The following is a 16,074-nucleotide window of genomic DNA, read 5'->3' on the forward strand; positions in this document are numbered from 1 at the left end:
CACAGAAACCTAAACAGCTCCGGTCAGGCAGATCACCGTATCATTCCGATACATAATGTATGGTTTTAGGCATATTAATGATAGAATGGTAAAGGTTATCGACCGAATAAATTTGAATAGAAAGGAAGTTTCATATTTTATGAGTACGAACATGAAGCTTCAAGCGCTTACCCCCTCTTATGACCCTTGGGAAGCGTATATGGACGTGGAAGAACACGGAAAAATGACGTTATCGAACATTGAATTTACGACAACGACGCTCTGTAACATGCGTTGTGAGCATTGTGCAGTCGGATATACGTTAGGTGCGAAGGATCCCGAGGCTCTGCCGATGGACTTGCTCAGGAAGCGGCTCGATGAAATCCCACATCTCAGGACGCTCAGCATCACGGGCGGGGAACCGATGATGTCTAAGAAATCAGTAGAAAATTATGTCGTTCCTCTGCTGAAATACGCCCACGAGCGCGGAGTGCGGACACAAATCAACTCGAACTTGACGCTTCCTTATGAGCGTTACCTCCCGATCATTCCTTATTTGGACGTTTTACATATTTCCCACAACTGGGGAACGATCGAAGAATTTATCCATACCGGATTTGCCCGCATGGAACGAAAGCCATCCGAAGAAAACCGTAAGAAGTTCTTTGACCGGATGGTGGAAAATTCACAGCGGCTTTCTGAAGAAGGGGTGATGGTTTCAGCAGAAACGATGCTCAACCGTCGTACGTTCCCTTACCTTGAATCCATTCATGATCATGTCAAAGAAATGAAGTGCGCGCGCCACGAGATCCATCCGATGTACCCTGTGGATTTTGCCAGCAGCTTAGAGACGTTGAGCCTGGAACAAATGCGTGAGGGCATCAACCGTCTTCTTGACCATCGGGATGACGACATGTGGATGTTGTTTGGGACACTGCCTTACTATCCATGCAGTTCTTCCCAGGACGATCTCGATATGCTGAAGCGTCTGTACAGCGAAAAAAATGTGACGGTAAGAAACGACCCGGACGGGCGCTCCCGCCTGAACGTGAACATCTTCTCGGGCGATATTATCGTGACAGACTTCGGTGACGAGCCTGGCCTTGGAAACATTCAAGACACGAAACTTAGCGATGCCTATGAAAACTGGCTGTCTACGAAAACGGCGCAGAGCCTCAACTGCCACTGCCCTGCTGTGAAGTGCCTCGGTCCGAATGTGCTTGTGAAAAACACGTACTATGAAGGAGTCGATTTCCAAAAACGGAAAGCGAACATTACGTTGTAACGTAGAAAGGAGAGCGCCATGCCGACCCTGACTATTAGAGAGAAAACGATAGATTATACTATAGAGAGGCAGGACGTCTCTTTTATTAAGATCTACCTTGATGATTTGAATGGAGTAAAAGTGACCGTCTCCCCTCATAAAGAGGAAGCAAAAATCCAGGCTTTCGTTGAGAAGAAGGCGGACTGGATCCTGGAAAAATGGCAGCAAACGCACGAGGATTTATACGCCATTGATGCTCTTACAGCTTCCGATCACGAAAAGATCACTTACCTTGGCCGCTCCTATCGGCTGAAGATCGAACATCAGGATGAAGCCCGCTTTGCTTTTCAAAAAGGCACCTTCCTTTTTGCTTATCCTGAAAAATGGACAAAGGAAAAAGCGAACGGACACCTTCGCAGAGAGGTGAACGATTGGCTGTTCCGTAAAGCCGGTGAAAAATTTCCGACGTTGTCCGAATCGCCAATCGACGCAGAAGAAGACCAGGTGAAGCTTGGAATGAAAGAGGACGACCACATTCATCTCAACTGGCGGCTGATCCAGAGGTCTAAACAGAAGATCCAAGAGACTATAAAAGATCTCATCCATGAAAAGACGTGCTAACAAAAAATGCCCAGCAGGCTTCAAACCTGCTGGGCATTTTTTATATGAATAAGAGGAGACTCAAGGCCATGACGGCCATACCAGCGACGACCCCGTAAATCGATAAGTGCGCTTCTCCATACCTTCTTGAAGCAGGAAGCAGTTCATCCAGGGAAATGAAGACCATAATCCCTGCCACTCCTGCAAATAAAATACCGAACATCATATCGTTCAAGAACGGCATCAGCAATAGATATGCTAAAATGGCGCCGACCGGTTCAGACAAACCACTCAAGAAAGAGAGCTTGAACGCTTTTTTCTTGTCTCCTGTAGCATAGTAAACGGGCACAGAAACGGCGATTCCCTCTGGGATGTTATGAATCGCAATCGCAGCGGCAATGGCTAACCCCAGGGCCGGGTCATTGAGGGCTGCCGTAAATGTCGCGATCCCTTCTGGAAAGTTGTGAATGGCGATCGCTAAAGCTGTGAACGTTCCCATCTTCAATAAATCAGGATCTTTCACGGCTGTGTCCCGTTTCGCCATGTCTTCCACTTTTTTCACTTCGTGAGGGTTTCCTGACTTCGGTATGAATTTATCGATGAGTGCGATGACAAGCATTCCCCCGAAGAAGGCGCCGACCGTCGTCCACTGACCTGCTTCGTTCCCCATCGCATCGACAAGTGAATCTTGTGCTTTGAAAAAGATTTCCACCATAGATACATAGATCATCACCCCTGCCGAAAAACCGAGCGCAAGGGAAAGGAACTTCGTGTTCGTCGTCTTCGCAAAAAATGCGATCAAACTCCCTACACCTGTAGCTAATCCGGCAAGTAAAGTCAGCCCGAAAGCCAATAACAAGTTTTCCATTGTACCTCTCCTTCAATTCGAACATTTTCTCTAAGCACATTGTAACGAAGGTTTTTCCTTAGAGCAACTTTTTTAGTTTCAGTTATATTTTATGAGCCCATAAAATAAGTGCTACACATTATTCTTAACTTTTATATTCATATTTAAAGGCACCCGTGCATAATCTTTCCTTTTTCGCCCATAAAAAAACCACCTTCCGCTCAGGAAAGTGGTGACTTACGGTAAGTATTGAAAATGAGCTTCCACCCTGGCCACGGTTTCCAGCGTCCCCGGTTCAATCGGAGTCGCGGTTGCTCCAAGTACGTCAGCCTTTTGAAAGCTTTGTACAGGAACGGCAGGCGTGGTACCAATTTCGATGATTTTGACAGGCGTTTGGTCCAGGTTCAATCCCATTGTATTCGCAATCGTCTGAGCGTTGGCTAACGCGTTCCCGAGGGCGATTTTTAACGCTTCCTGATAATTTTGATACGGATCACTCACTGTAAATGCAATACTTGAGATCCGGTTCGCCCCGGCCGCTACTGCTGTATCAATGACATAGCCGGTTTGACTCACATCGTCAACGGTCACTTTCAAGGTATGGGTCACCTGATATCCACGGAACTCCTGCTTGCCGTCTACGTAATCATACTCAGGAAAAATGAAGTAGTCCGCCGTTTGAATATTTTCTTCGGGGATCCCGGCAGCAACCAGCTGATTGCGGACGTTCTCCATCGTCCGGGCGTTTTCCTGTTGTGCGGTTTCCAAGTTTTTGTCCTTTGTCACGACACCGATCTTCACATTGGCAACATCCGGCCGGACTTGAACTTTTCCGACACCATTGACTTTGAGAAGCCTGCTCTCGCCCTCTCTGGCCATTTGTCTCATTCCTGGGTAATACATCTTGCATCCCCCCTTTTTTATATAATGAAGGAGAGCAAAGGAATATGTCCTTTCCGAGATAAGGATTTCTCCCTATACTTTTATTTCCATTTTTTGAATAGATAGTAAAAGGGGGGTGGCGTCGATGCATCGTGTCTATGAAGAAAGTGTGAAAGAATATAAATCCTATATTCTTGAGGGGTTACCCAAATCCGGGCATAAAAAACGGATTCTGATTTTAGGTGCTGGCATGGCCGGACTTGTCGCCGGGTCTCTTTTGAAGAAAGCCGGGCATGACGTTGTGATTTTGGAAGGGAACGATCGAGTCGGCGGAAGGGTCCATACCGTACGGGAACCTTTTTCAAACGGAAACTACATAGACGTCGGCGCCATGAGAATTCCGAAAAATCACCAGTACGTCCAAACGTATATCGATAAATTCGGGCTGTCGACCAACCCCTTTATCAATTCCAAACCCAACGACCTTTTGATGATCAATGGCCAAAAGGTGTTTCGGTCCGAATATGAACAAAACCCTGACCAGTTGCACTTCCATCTCCTTCCGCACGAACGAGGGAAAACGGCAAAGCAACTGTTTCTTGATGCTGTCCAGCCGTTCCTGCACCTTTACCGGAGTAGTTCGGATCAGGAGAAAAAGAAATTGGAGGATCAATTTTCTAATTTTTCGATGGGAGAATATTTAAGAAACAATCCTTACGGTCCCTCGATGTCCAATCATGCTGTCCGTATGATTAAGCTCGTCCTTGGCATTGAAGGTTTTCCTGAGTTTTCTTTTCTGGATATTTTAATCGATATCACGTTTCCCATCTTTAATGGTCAGACAGAATTTGTAGAAATTCAAGGTGGCAATGACCGGCTTCCTCATGCTTTTCTTCCTGAATTGATTGATAATATCTATTTCGAACAAAAAGTCACGAAAATCGTCCACAACCATGACCGCGTGACCGTCCATACCGAAGACCAGCGTTTTTCGAAGCCATCGTGTTGGAGTGGTGACCTTCTGCTGACGACCATTCCTTTCAGCGCTTTTCAATTCATAGACGTTTTTCCTTTCGGATGCTTATCGCTTAAGAAGTGGCAGGCTATACGAGAAGTCATTAACGTACCTGCCGTTAAGATCGGCATTGAATTCAAGTCCCGTTTTTGGGAGCGGTATCCGGTAGGCAACCTCATTTCCGACTTGCCGATCCGCTTTGCTTATCAGGCGAGCCATCACCAAGGTATGCCGGGGCCCGGCATTCTACTAGCCAGTTACACATGGGGCCAGAACGCCCTTTTGTTCAACAGCCTCGATCAAAAAGAAGCGACCAAACAAGTCCTTGAGAACCTCGCTCGTGTATACGGAAACGTTGTCTATGAGGAATACATGCAGAGCGTGGTTTACAATTGGAGTCAAAATCCGTTCTCTGCCGGCTGCTTCACCTTGTTCACTCCAGGGCAGAGCCGTGATCTTGAAGAAGTGATGCCCCTACCAGAAGGCCGGATCCACTTTGCAGGCGAACAGACATCCTCCTACCACGGTTGGATTGAAGGAGCGATCGAATCCGGCATCCGCGCTGCGAAAGAAATGAATCGACGGTGATACGATGTTGAAGGGGGTGCCTGGCACCACAATATGTCTACCTGGTGCCAGACTTGCTGTTCACCATTTTCACCCACCCACAAAAAATCCCCTTCCACGGTTCATAGTGGAAGGGGATTTTTTATTCTTATGATGCTTCTTTCTCTTCGGTACTCAGCTCTTCACCAGAACCGCTCCAAATTTTGACGGATTGGTTTTCTTTTTTGACTGGATACACGACTTTGTATTTCTTCATCTGCACTTCGCCATCCACCGTTTCTTCCGCTGTCAGGAAAGCGGTGACTTGGACGGTATCCCCTTGAGGGTCTGCAACAAGGTTATCCACCTTCACACTGAGCGTATTGTTGTAGCCGGATCGGAAATCTTCAAATGAAATATCCTCCTGCCAGCTTGCGCTCAGCAGAGAATAAGCCGTGACGAAATCGCCCTGATTGATGCTGTCATAAAAATACTGCACCATATAGCTCGCCTGCTCGGCATCCGTCCCTGTCACAGGGGAGTAGACTTCACCGGTAAGTTCCGGGAACTCAGGAAGCGAGCGCATCGGGGATTCACTCCAGCGCCTTACCATTGACAGCACATCAGCAACCGGAATGCTGAACCCGATCGATTCGTCATCCATTTTTGCGGAGTTGATTCCGATCACTTCACCGGTTTCCCTGTCCAGAAGAGGGCCGCCACTGTTTCCTGGTGAGATCGGTGCTGAAATTTGGTATAAGTTTTTGTAATGGAAAGGCTCGATGTCAAGCGTCCGTTCAAGGCCGCTGATTTCCCCGCGCGTCACAGTGTTCTGGAGCCCGAGTGGACTTCCAAGCGCCAGCACTTCATCGAGGAGTTCTGCTGAATTTTCTTCCCTGATCGGCAGTGGCTCTTTTCCTTTCAAGCCGGGCACTCGCACTACAGCGACGTCAATGTCGCGGCTGACCCCGATCACATCGCCGGGCATTTTCTTCCCATCTGATGTAATGACATTGACACTTTCTGTATTCGCAACGACATGTGCGTTCGTTATGATATCTCCCTGGTCATTGTACAAAAAACCAGAACCGACAGAACCATCTCCGAGCTCTAATTGCACGACAAGCTTCTGCGATTCAAATATAATCTCCTGGGTTTCTTTCGGTACTTCTCCCTCTTCATCCTCATCCGGTGGTTCATTTAAGACAGCCGAAACCGTGACGTCCTGTTGAACGGTATCCATCACGTAGAAAACGCCGGCAATCCCGCCACCGAGGATTAGAAGAGTGGCGAGAAGGCTGATGATCCAAGAGCGCTTCATCTTCCATCCCCCTATTCTACGAGCCACTCCATCTCAGTCATTTCGACGGAGTAATCTCCCTCATCCAATTCATAATGTACTTTTTCAAAAGTCCCCTGATCTCCAGGGTTCATATAGTTCGGGAAAACTTTCACAGATTCAGAACGGACGACCTTTCCATCTTTATCGAGGATGTCGTACTTCACGGTCACCGTACTGATGATTTGAGTAGCCACACTTTTCAGCGAACCCTCTACTTTATAATCGCCGAACTCATCTTTCGTTATCGTAAGATCAACAAGTTCAAGCGCCTGGGTCTGGTTACGCAATTCATCCTGAGCGGCCTGCTGCATCGCGCTTTCAAGTCTCTGCTGTTCCGCTTGCTCGAAAGCCGTTTTCTCCTGCTGGATCCGTTCCTTCAACTGAATCAACTTTTCATCATTGGAAACGTACTGCAAACCCTGATCGATGAGGGCGATCGCTTCTGCATAGCGCTTTTCCCCCGCTGCTGCTTCTGCTTTCTTCGTCGATTGGTTCACGATTTTTTCAAAGATTTTGTCCCGGACTTTGGAGGCTTCCTCCAAATTGAGGCCGGATAATGTATTCAGTTTCCCTGCCAGTTCATCCACGTTTGTAATCTTCGAAAGTTCCTGATTGACTTCCTTTAACGTTAGTCTGGAATCCATTTCATTCATTTTCGGAATGAGCGTGACAAGCAGACGGCTGTCTTCCTGACGTAAGGACTCTTGAATGGCTGTAAGCTTCTCACTCGCTTTTTTCAATGAACCTTCTTCAATCCACTGGCCCACCTTCTCAAGCTCCTGGTCCCACGTCAATGCTTCCTGCACAGTCCCGAGCTCCTTCTGAAGGGCTTCAATCTCCGGACGGCGGTCAATCGCCCCGACGAGCAGCTTTTCCGCTTCCCGGTACTCCCCGGCAAGGGCTTCCTGCTCCGCTTCTTTTTTCATGGCGACCACTTCAGCATTCACATCTTTCTGGTAGTCATAAACAAAATAAAGGGCCACCCCCATTACGACCAGCATGACGAAAGGCGTAATGATTGGCAACCACGATCGTTTAGCCGTGCTATTCTGTTCAGGTGTTCGCATCAAGTTCTTTCCGCATTGAGAACAAAAACGGGCACCGTCATCCATCACATGTTGGCAATGAGGACATTCAGTCATGGTCCCGTCCTCCTTTTCTATCACTTTCATAATTCTGGAATCTCTAAGAATCCTTATCTATTATAGCATGCCTTACACTGGATAAGTAAACGACATAGGTCCCTTTTTTTAAAAAAGTTCCTTCATACAGGATAAGCGCACGGCCCGTTCTTATTTGTCCGCATAAAATGGTATATCTCAAACCCGAGAGGAGGGTCCTCATGTCGAATCGTCCTAATGAAAACAAGCCAAGCAGAAAGCCCTCAAAACCGTGTTGTGGTCGTAAACGGAAAGGAACGTCCCGCTGAAAATAGCTGGAGCCGCACCGAAAAGCGGCTCTTTTCAATAAGGTGTCATTTGTCACAGGAATGTAATCTTTTTGTAGGTATTTTGTCTTTGTATATCAAAATAACGGTTGTTACAATGGGCAAAGAGAAACTTTGAAAGGGGACATCTACTTATGAACAAACGTCTATTTTCCCTTCTTCTTTTGCCTATGATCATCTTTGGCCTTGCCCTTCCGGCTGCTGCCGATGAAGTGGACAAGCCCGCTCAAAATATAGAAACGAAATCCCTCTCTTTAGATAAAAAAACAAAAGATCTCGAACGTTTTCCTGACAAAGAAAAGAAAGCCGTCACAGCATCCACTGAGAAAGATGATGTGAAACGCACGGTTGCTGTCGAAGCCACTGCCTACACTGCCTTTTGCGACGGATGCAGCGGCATCACGTATACAGGCATCGACCTCCGCGCCAATCCGGATCAAAAAGTGATCGCTGTCGATCCGAACATCATTCCGCTTGGCTCTAAAGTCCGCGTGCCGGGCTATGGCACAGCCGTCGCTGGTGACATTGGCGGAGATATTGAAGGTCACCGCATCGACCTCTTTATGCCACAGGAAAAAGATGCCTTCGACTACGGTCGTCGTCAAATAGAAGTCGAGATTTTGAACTAAACTCTTCCTTATAGGAAGAGTTTTTTTATGATTCGCATGAAGCCTTCTCTACTCCCTCCTTAACCAAAGACATAAAAAATGCGCAGCCTCCTTTTCATAAGAAAGCTGCGCATTTTTCAATCTCTGCTGAACCTTGTTTTCTTTGCACACTTGTCTAAATAAAAACTCTCAACCCCACTGGTATGAAGCGCGACGCCATCTTCTAAAAACCACCATGTACCCTTGTCCAGCTGTTTAGTGATGAACTCAGTAGCTTCCCGCTCATTCATATCTTCGCTCAATTCCAGGTCATGCGTCACGACACGCTTACTGTCCAACAGGAAAATCACGTGCCACTCTTTTTTTGATGCCATTTTAACCACTCCTTTTCCTATATGTAACTTACTATTACTTACCCACCTGCTTTTTAGTTTAATCTTAAAATGAAAACTCATACATCTTTTTAACGGACATAGGTATAGGTGGCTATGTGTTTCGGTTTTTTACGGTGTTTTTGATAATAAAGTTCTGACGCTTGTTATTTATTAGCAGCTTTCGCAATTATATTAGCAGGTTCAGTGAATTTATTAGCAACTTTCCTGTTTTTATTAGCAGCTTTAGTGAATAGATTATCGACTTCCCTGCATTTATTAGAAGGTTCTGAATATATAAGCCACATCCTCCTTTCATAGCGTCTATCTCAGCCTGAAAAAAAAAACAAAAAAGCCACGCCGGAAGCGTCGCTTTTGATCAGTCTTTATGTAGGGGGAGGTGCGCCAGATGTACGCCAAGAAGTTCTTCGATTTGCTTTCCCACAAACAAAGAAAAACCAGCGAGTAACATATGAGCGAGCGACAGGTATAAGACATCCCTCCAATAAGTGTTATAGGTCGTCCTGTCTACACATTTATTTTACCACTTGTCCTCGTTGAATCATGTTAATTCTACGTAAAGACTGGTCTTTGTTCTCTTTGTACAACCATTGTATGCAAGATGATTTACAAATAGACGAGTCTCCGTTACAATATCAAAAGTTCAGTTAATACTAAGTAAACAAATCGGATTTAGGAGGAATGAAACATGCAACAACAGACTGTCCAGCAGACGGCCGAGGAAAACAACCGTTCGACCGTTGTCGCTCCATTAGATCCGGTACAAAAACCATTCGTATGGATCGGAGCGATATTATCGCTGCTTTTATTTATAACGATTGTATCTGTCACCACTTTCACACAGGGCGTATTATTCTTGATCGGCCTTGCTTTCGGTCTCGTGCTCTTGCATGCACGGTTCGGTTTTACTTCAGCTTTCAGACGGCTGATCTCCGTCGGGAATGTACAGGGACTTCAAGCGCACATGCTTATGCTCGCTGTTGCGACAACGCTTTTTGCCATTATTTTAGGAACAGGGTTCAGCTTTACAGGTAACGCGCCTCAAGGGTATGTGTTCCCTGTCGGCATCAGCGTCGTCTTCGGTTCCTTTATCTTCGGAATCGGCATGCAGCTCGGCTCCGGCTGTGCATCCGGAACGCTTTACACTGTCGGAGGAGGTAAATCTTCCATGATCCTGACGCTGCTCGGTTTCATCGGAGGATCCGTACTCGGTGCTTACCACATCGGATTCTGGCGCGAAACACCGACGCTTCCGGCTATTTCATTAGCGGAGTCTACAGGCTTCGGTTATTTCGGCGGCTGGATTCTGCAGCTGGCGATTTTCTTAGGGATCTATGGCATCACGGTTAAAGTGGCTCGGAAAAAGAACCCGCCGAAAATGGCACCACTGAAAACAACGACCGGTTTAAAGAAATTATGGCGCGGGGCGTGGCCGCTGCTTCTTGCTGCTGTGATCCTGGGTGTATTGAATGCCATCACGCTGGCGGTCCGCGGCAATCCTTGGGGCATCACTTCCGCTTTTGCGCTATGGGGATCCAAATTCATCCAGATGTTCGGCGTCGATGTTGCGAACTGGACGTACTGGTCCAATAATTCGGCACCACTCAATCAAACCGTCCTTGCCGATTCCACTAGTGTCATGAACTTCGGTATCATCCTTGGTGCGTTCATCGCGGCAAGCTTCCAAGGCAACTTCAAGCCTGGAAAAATCAAACCCGGCATCGGTGCGGCATCCATCATCGGTGGTGTGCTTATGGGCTATGGTGCACGCCTTGCGTTCGGATGTAACATCGGTGCGTATTTCGGCGGCATCGCCTCCTTCAGTCTGCACGGCTGGGTCTGGATGATTATGGCGCTCGCCGGAACCTACCTTGCTCTGTTCCTGCGGCCAATGTTCGGGATGAAAAATCCAAATCCAAAAGATTCGATCTGCTAAATGGAAACCCTCCAGCTTCCGCGCTGGAGGGTTTTACTTTTTATATAGAAGGCTGATATACCGCTGAATATCCTGATAAATCCTTTCAAATACTGATATATAGCTTGAAATGCTGATATATTCCTTTAAATACTGATAAACTCCCCAAAATCCCGATATCCCCCGCCCACCTGTTACTTTTTCAAAAAATGTGGTATGATAAGAGCAGATAAAGGATACACATAAGAAAAGGACCACAGCTGGCACTGCGGTCCTCCCGGATCAGCGCTTCAGCCAAAGGGCGCAGCCTTAAAATAGACTCACCCGCATTCACGTCAGAATAGGGAGTCTATTTTTTTATGCGTAAAATCGCGACAACTAAGCCGAGAACGGACACGATGAACGAACTGAACGCGATCATCACCATCAACGATTCATACATACTCAGAGGCATCACCCCCTTTGCTGTGGGGTTAGCCGACACCCTATTCAATTGGCGAAAAGCGTGATCCACTTTAAATTATACCATGTCCTTCCACTGAATTAGAGAGGCTTTTTGGACTATCCCATAAAAAAAGGAAGGCACCGACCTCGGGCCTTCCTTTCCTCTTATAACAACTTCGCAACAAACTTCCGGCTTCTCGGCCCATCGAACTCACAGAAATAAAGTCCCTGCCACGTCCCAAGAACAAGCTTGCCATCTTCTACAAGCAGCGTCTGAGCATGTCCAACGGTGCTCGTTTTCATATGGGCAGCTGTGTTTCCTTCCGCGTGACGATCTTCCGGATGGTCCCATGGATACACTTCACGGAAGCGGCGCAGCATATCTGTCTTTACGTCAGGATCGGCGTTCTCATTCACCGTCAGGCCTGCCGTCGTGTGCATGGACTGCACAACGACAACACCGTCCTTGACGCCCTCTTCTCTAATCCAGTCCTGAACTTGATTTGTTACATCGATCATTTGATCATGGTGATCGGTTTTCACATGAAATGTTTTCAACATATCCTCAACCTCCGATTTCTGAAGCGGCAAACGCTTCTAGTTTTTCATAGGTCGCATTTTCTTCTTCAAAAAATTGTTTCTCGGAAACTTCAAAGGTGCGGGCTTCCCAATCGATGTCGACCTCTGCTACATAGACATTGGTTCCATTCCCGCGCAGCTGGATGGAGAAACGTCCGTCGTTCTTTTCTACGACACAGTTGACGAGTCCCCCTTTATTGATGACGACAATCGGGGTATCCAAGTCATTCGGACCTAGAATCGTAGATACGAGCGAAGAGGCACTCATCGCAGTTCCGCAGGCATTCGTCAGGCCGACTCCGCGCTCAAACGTCCGGACGAAGATTTTGTTTTTCTCTAACACCTGGACGTAGCTTACGTTTACACCGTTCGGGAAAACTTCCGGAAGATTGTTCGCCTTTTTCCCAACCGCAAGCAGCTCCTCTTGATCAACAGAATCGACGAGACTGACGATATGCGGATTCGGTACGCTTAAGGCTGTGAATGTGCGTGTCTCGGACAACTCTGGAATTTTCACATCCACCGCTTCTTTCCCGGCGGCATTCATCGGCAGGGACTCGACCTCAAAACGGACAGGCTCAATCATGACAGAGAATGTATCAATCTCTGGGAAAATTTCCTCCACTTGTAAAACGGGAAGGACCGCTTTTTCTGTTTCAATCGCGATTTCCTTTTTCCCGAGTTTCTCAATCATATGTCGAGCCACACAGCGCAGGCCGTTGCCGCACATTTCCGCTTCCGTGCCGTCTGAGTTGAACATCCGCATCCGGCCTTCTGCCTTTTCACTAGGCATCACAAAAAGAATGCCATCCGAGCCGATCCCCTTTTCACGGTCACACAATAATAATGAGAGCTCCTCGCGCTCTTTTTCTGAAAAACGAAAGTCGTGTTCAATCTCATCGATCAGGATGAAATCGTTCCCCGATCCGTGGCATTTGATGTATGGAATCTTCATTATAAAACTCTCCCCTGGCGTTCATTTTTTCATTATCATAGCATACATACGCGTAAAAAAAGAAGCGTGTGACCGTTAAGCCGCACGCTTTTTCATCAACCATAAAAAGTAGGGGGCTCCGATCAAGGCAACGAGGATCCCTGATGGAATTTCATTCGGCGCAAGCAGGGTCCGGCTGAACAAATCCGCAACAACCAACAATGCTCCGCCGATCAGCATCGTAACAGGCAGAAGCTTCTGATTGACACTCCCCACAAGCAGTCGTGCCAAGTGAGGGGCGATCAGGCCGACAAACCCGATCGAACCGACCGCAGCGACACTGCAGGCGGCAAGGAGTGTGGCAATCAACGCCATTTGAAAACGGACGTTCACGACACGAAGTCCGAGACCTTTGGCCGTATCGTCTCCGAGGGACAGGACGTCGAGTGTTTTAATGTAAAACGCAAGCAGCGGGATGAACAACAAGACCGGCCAGATCAAGTATTGGAGCAGTTCACTCCACCCTTTGGCATAGGTCGTTCCGGAAAGCCATGTCAGTGCAGAAGCCACTCCGATATCCGCCTGGACGACCATGATTTGAATCAAGGCTGAACCAAAGGCGGACATCCCGATTCCGAGTAACGCGAGCACCGTGGGCTGGAATTCTGCTTTCGCTCCCAGAGCCATAACGACGATGAAGAAGACCAATGCTCCGACCATTGCGCCAACGGGGATCCACACGGCTGACACGCTGAACCAGTACATCGTCATCAGCGCACCGACCCCTGCACCGGAAGTGATCCCGATAACGGAAGGATCAGCAAGCGGGTTCCGTAACACCCCTTGGAAAATGAGCCCACTGACCGCGAGAATTGCCCCGCTGAACAATGCAACAAGCGCACGAGGAAGCCTCAAGTCGATGATCAAATTTTGAAGGAAGGTGTTCGCTTCTCCGAAAAACGCGTTGTAGGTGACCAACGGTTCAAATCCGTAGTTTCCAGAAGCAAGACTGACGAGCAGCGTTACCGTAATGAGCGCAAACAAAACAGGCAGCAATTTTTTCATGGAAAGGGTTGCGGAGTTTTTCCCAGCCATGATGGCCCCGCTGTCCTGGCTGCCTGTCCGTTTCATCCGCATGACAAGCCAGATGAGCCAAGGCGAACCAACAAGTGCTGTAATCGCTCCGACCGGCAGTTCATTAAAGGACGGATCGATGACGCGTGCGAGAACGTCCGCTAAGAGGAGCACGTTTCCTCCCCATAAAAAGGACCCAAAGATAAGCGGCAGGTGGGCACGGTAACCGATCAATTTGATCAAGTGCGGCGCGACAAGTCCGACGAAGCCGATCGGTCCGACGATACTTACCGTCACACTCGTCAAAAGCACAGCAGCGATGATGGTCACCACTTTTACACTGCGCACATTCTGCCCGAGCGCTGTCGCGACATCGTCCCCTAAAGTAAGCGTGTCGAGTTTGCTTGAGTAGATCAGCGTCACGACTACTCCGACGATGATGACCGGCAGTGAAAACGTAACGCCATCCCAGTCATTCTGGATCAACGTCCCTGAGCCCCACAAAAACAGTCCCTGCGTTTCATTTTCATAAAAAATCTGCAGGACGGATGTGAGCGCTGAGAACAGGAAGGTGACGATCATCCCGGCAAGCACCATCCGGACAGGTGTCGTATCCGAACCACCGGAAAGAACGTAAACGAAAAGGAACGTCAAAATGCCACCCAGAAAAGCGGTTAGGATTCCGTTTCCTACCATAGCGGTCGGCAGAAAGATCGTTGTGACAACGACCGCAAAATACGTTCCGGAATGGATGCCGAGCGTACTTGCAGACGATAACGGGTTTTTCGTGACGGTCTGCAGAATCACACCGGATACAGCAAGAGCCCCGCCGGCGATGATTCCCATGACCGCTCGCGGCATCCTGAGTGTACGGACCGTGTGGTGCTGCAACGTATCCTGAGGATTAAAGATCGATTCAACGACGACCCCCAGTGGGATCTCTACATTCCCCTGATTAATATGTATAAATGTTAAAAGACACAACAACGCGGTCCCACCTCCGAAGGTGAGAACCGCAATCATTGTGTTCTTAAGCGTAGAATTCATAACATCCACTCACTTTATTTTTCTTCAAGTGCTGCGTTCACCACTTGTTCAGCTAAGACTTCTGCGGATAGTGGTCCACCGAATGTCCAAGCATCCCCTGGCATTTGATACGTGCGATCTTCTTTTACGAACGCAAGATTTTCCCATACCGGATTACCTGCCAGCTGATTTTCGAAAATGTTGTCTTCTTCCTGAACGATGTAGAAAAAGTTGGAGTCCTGATAGTTTTGCAGCGCTTCGACGGTCGTTTCCGTATAGCCGTAAACTTCAAGCTTTTCAGACTCATAATCGTTCTTCATGCCCATGCTGTTCATGATCTGTGCGACCATAGAGTTGTCTGTGAACAAGCGAAGTGTCGGCGTATCCTGCATCGTAAACGCTTGAGTGATCACGTAGTTCATGCCTTCTTTTCCAGCCTCTTCAAGACGTGCCTGCTGCTCCTGGAATGTATTCTCCATATCAGAAAGGACTTGTTCAGCCTTGTCCTCTTTATCGACGATTTTCGCCATCGTGTTGAACTCATCTTTCATGTTCTGGAACTGATCCTGTGCTGCTTCTTCAGAGTATGGCGCAAACATGACCGTTGGGGCGATACTTTCCAAATCCTCTTTAATCGCATTGTGACGGAAATCAACACCAATGATCAAATCAGGGTTCAAACGGGAGATTGCTTCCAAGTTCGGCTCCTGACGCGTTCCTACATCTTCTACTTCTTCACTGAACGGAATACCGACGTTGACCCAGTCACCATAGTGTTCAAGACCAGCAACCCCGACCGGCTCCATGCCAAGCGCCTGAAGGTTTTCCGCATACGTCCACTCTAAAACAACGACTTTCTTAGGTGTTCCTTCAATCGTCTGTTCTCCGTTCGCATCTTCAATCGTGACTGAACGTGTTTCCTCTTCTGTTGTTTCTTCTTCCTGATTTTCTGTTCCTTCACTCTCTGAACCTTCCTCAGATCCGCCACCGCAGGCAGCTAAAACGACAAGCCCAAGCATCAGGGCAAATAACCAAAACTTCTTCATGTTCGACATCCTTTCACCCGTTTCTATTATGTAGAATCCTTGATCAATCGCTTCATCTTTATACCCTTTTATAAAATTTCAACGAATGATAAAGATTCTCATTATCATTACAATCATTATCCTACCTCAGACTC

Annotated in this window: 15 protein-coding genes; 5 read left to right on the forward strand and 10 right to left on the reverse strand. The window is 47.6% G+C overall.

Annotated features, from left to right (window positions below; genetic code table 11):
• Positions 1 to 139 precede the first annotated feature (139 nt).
• Together yfkAB and HFA01_RS04035 are read left to right on the forward strand one after the other, a co-directional pair.
• Positions 140 to 1,264, forward strand: a complete 1,125-nt coding sequence (yfkAB, locus tag HFA01_RS04030) for a radical SAM/CxCxxxxC motif protein YfkAB (protein WP_146813474.1) — start codon at positions 140 to 142, stop codon at positions 1,262 to 1,264.
• An 18-nt stretch (positions 1,265 to 1,282) separates the two neighbouring features.
• Positions 1,283 to 1,864: a YgjP-like metallopeptidase domain-containing protein gene (locus HFA01_RS04035; RefSeq protein WP_146813476.1), complete on the forward strand. Its 582-nt coding sequence runs from the start codon at positions 1,283 to 1,285 to the stop codon at positions 1,862 to 1,864.
• A 40-nt stretch (positions 1,865 to 1,904) separates the two neighbouring features.
• Here the strand turns inward: HFA01_RS04035 and zupT are convergent, their stop codons facing one another.
• Both zupT and HFA01_RS04045 read right to left on the reverse strand, forming a co-directional pair.
• Complete coding sequence (gene zupT / locus HFA01_RS04040; protein WP_146813478.1) at positions 1,905 to 2,711, reverse strand: zinc transporter ZupT; 807 nt, start codon at positions 2,709 to 2,711, stop codon at positions 1,905 to 1,907.
• A gap of 216 nt (positions 2,712 to 2,927) precedes the next feature.
• Positions 2,928 to 3,593, reverse strand: a complete 666-nt coding sequence (locus HFA01_RS04045) for an SIMPL domain-containing protein (RefSeq protein WP_146813480.1) — start codon at positions 3,591 to 3,593, stop codon at positions 2,928 to 2,930.
• A 124-nt stretch (positions 3,594 to 3,717) separates the two neighbouring features.
• Between HFA01_RS04045 and HFA01_RS04050 the strand changes: the two genes are divergently transcribed.
• A complete protein-coding gene (locus tag HFA01_RS04050) occupies positions 3,718 to 5,175 on the forward strand; it encodes a flavin monoamine oxidase family protein (protein WP_146813482.1) in 1,458 nt (485 codons plus the stop codon).
• 127 nt (positions 5,176 to 5,302) lie between these two features.
• Here HFA01_RS04050 and HFA01_RS04055 read toward each other — a convergent pair whose 3' ends face one another.
• Both HFA01_RS04055 and HFA01_RS04060 read right to left on the reverse strand, forming a co-directional pair.
• Complete coding sequence (locus HFA01_RS04055; RefSeq protein ID WP_146813484.1) at positions 5,303 to 6,454, reverse strand: S1C family serine protease; 1,152 nt, start codon at positions 6,452 to 6,454, stop codon at positions 5,303 to 5,305.
• An 11-nt stretch (positions 6,455 to 6,465) separates the two neighbouring features.
• Entirely contained in the window at positions 6,466 to 7,617 is a 1,152-nt protein-coding gene (locus tag HFA01_RS04060) for a zinc-ribbon domain-containing protein (RefSeq protein ID WP_167506153.1), read from the reverse strand.
• 439 nt (positions 7,618 to 8,056) lie between these two features.
• Here HFA01_RS04060 and HFA01_RS19195 point away from each other — a divergent pair, with 439 nt between their 5' ends.
• Entirely contained in the window at positions 8,057 to 8,551 is a 495-nt protein-coding gene (locus HFA01_RS19195; RefSeq protein WP_146813488.1) for a 3D domain-containing protein, read from the forward strand.
• 116 nt (positions 8,552 to 8,667) lie between these two features.
• On the opposite strand, the gene HFA01_RS04070 is transcribed toward HFA01_RS19195, so the two are convergent.
• Positions 8,668 to 8,904, reverse strand: a complete 237-nt coding sequence (locus tag HFA01_RS04070; RefSeq protein WP_146813490.1) for a hypothetical protein — start codon at positions 8,902 to 8,904, stop codon at positions 8,668 to 8,670.
• Between the two features lie 706 nt (positions 8,905 to 9,610).
• Here HFA01_RS04070 and HFA01_RS04075 point away from each other — a divergent pair.
• Positions 9,611 to 10,858, forward strand: a complete 1,248-nt coding sequence (locus HFA01_RS04075; RefSeq protein WP_146813492.1) for a YeeE/YedE family protein — start codon at positions 9,611 to 9,613, stop codon at positions 10,856 to 10,858.
• Between the two features lie 328 nt (positions 10,859 to 11,186).
• On the opposite strand, the gene HFA01_RS19220 is transcribed toward HFA01_RS04075, so the two are convergent.
• From HFA01_RS19220 to HFA01_RS04100, 5 genes are all read right to left on the reverse strand, one after another.
• Entirely contained in the window at positions 11,187 to 11,291 is a 105-nt protein-coding gene (locus HFA01_RS19220) for a putative holin-like toxin (protein WP_146813494.1), read from the reverse strand.
• Between the two features lie 155 nt (positions 11,292 to 11,446).
• A complete protein-coding gene (locus HFA01_RS04085; RefSeq protein ID WP_146813496.1) occupies positions 11,447 to 11,842 on the reverse strand; it encodes a secondary thiamine-phosphate synthase enzyme YjbQ in 396 nt (131 codons plus the stop codon).
• Between the two features lie 4 nt (positions 11,843 to 11,846).
• Entirely contained in the window at positions 11,847 to 12,815 is a 969-nt protein-coding gene (gene dapF / locus HFA01_RS04090) for a diaminopimelate epimerase (protein WP_146813498.1), read from the reverse strand.
• 75 nt (positions 12,816 to 12,890) lie between these two features.
• On the reverse strand, positions 12,891 to 14,915 hold the full coding sequence (locus HFA01_RS04095; RefSeq protein ID WP_146813500.1) for an iron ABC transporter permease: 2,025 nt from the start codon (positions 14,913 to 14,915) through the stop codon (positions 12,891 to 12,893).
• 14 nt (positions 14,916 to 14,929) lie between these two features.
• Entirely contained in the window at positions 14,930 to 15,940 is a 1,011-nt protein-coding gene (locus tag HFA01_RS04100; RefSeq protein WP_167506154.1) for an ABC transporter substrate-binding protein, read from the reverse strand.
• Between the last annotated feature and the right edge of the window lie 134 nt (positions 15,941 to 16,074).

This window comes from Halobacillus faecis (genome assembly GCF_007991335.1).
GTDB classification, from domain to species: Bacteria; Bacillota; Bacilli; order Bacillales; family Halobacillaceae; genus Halobacillus; species Halobacillus faecis.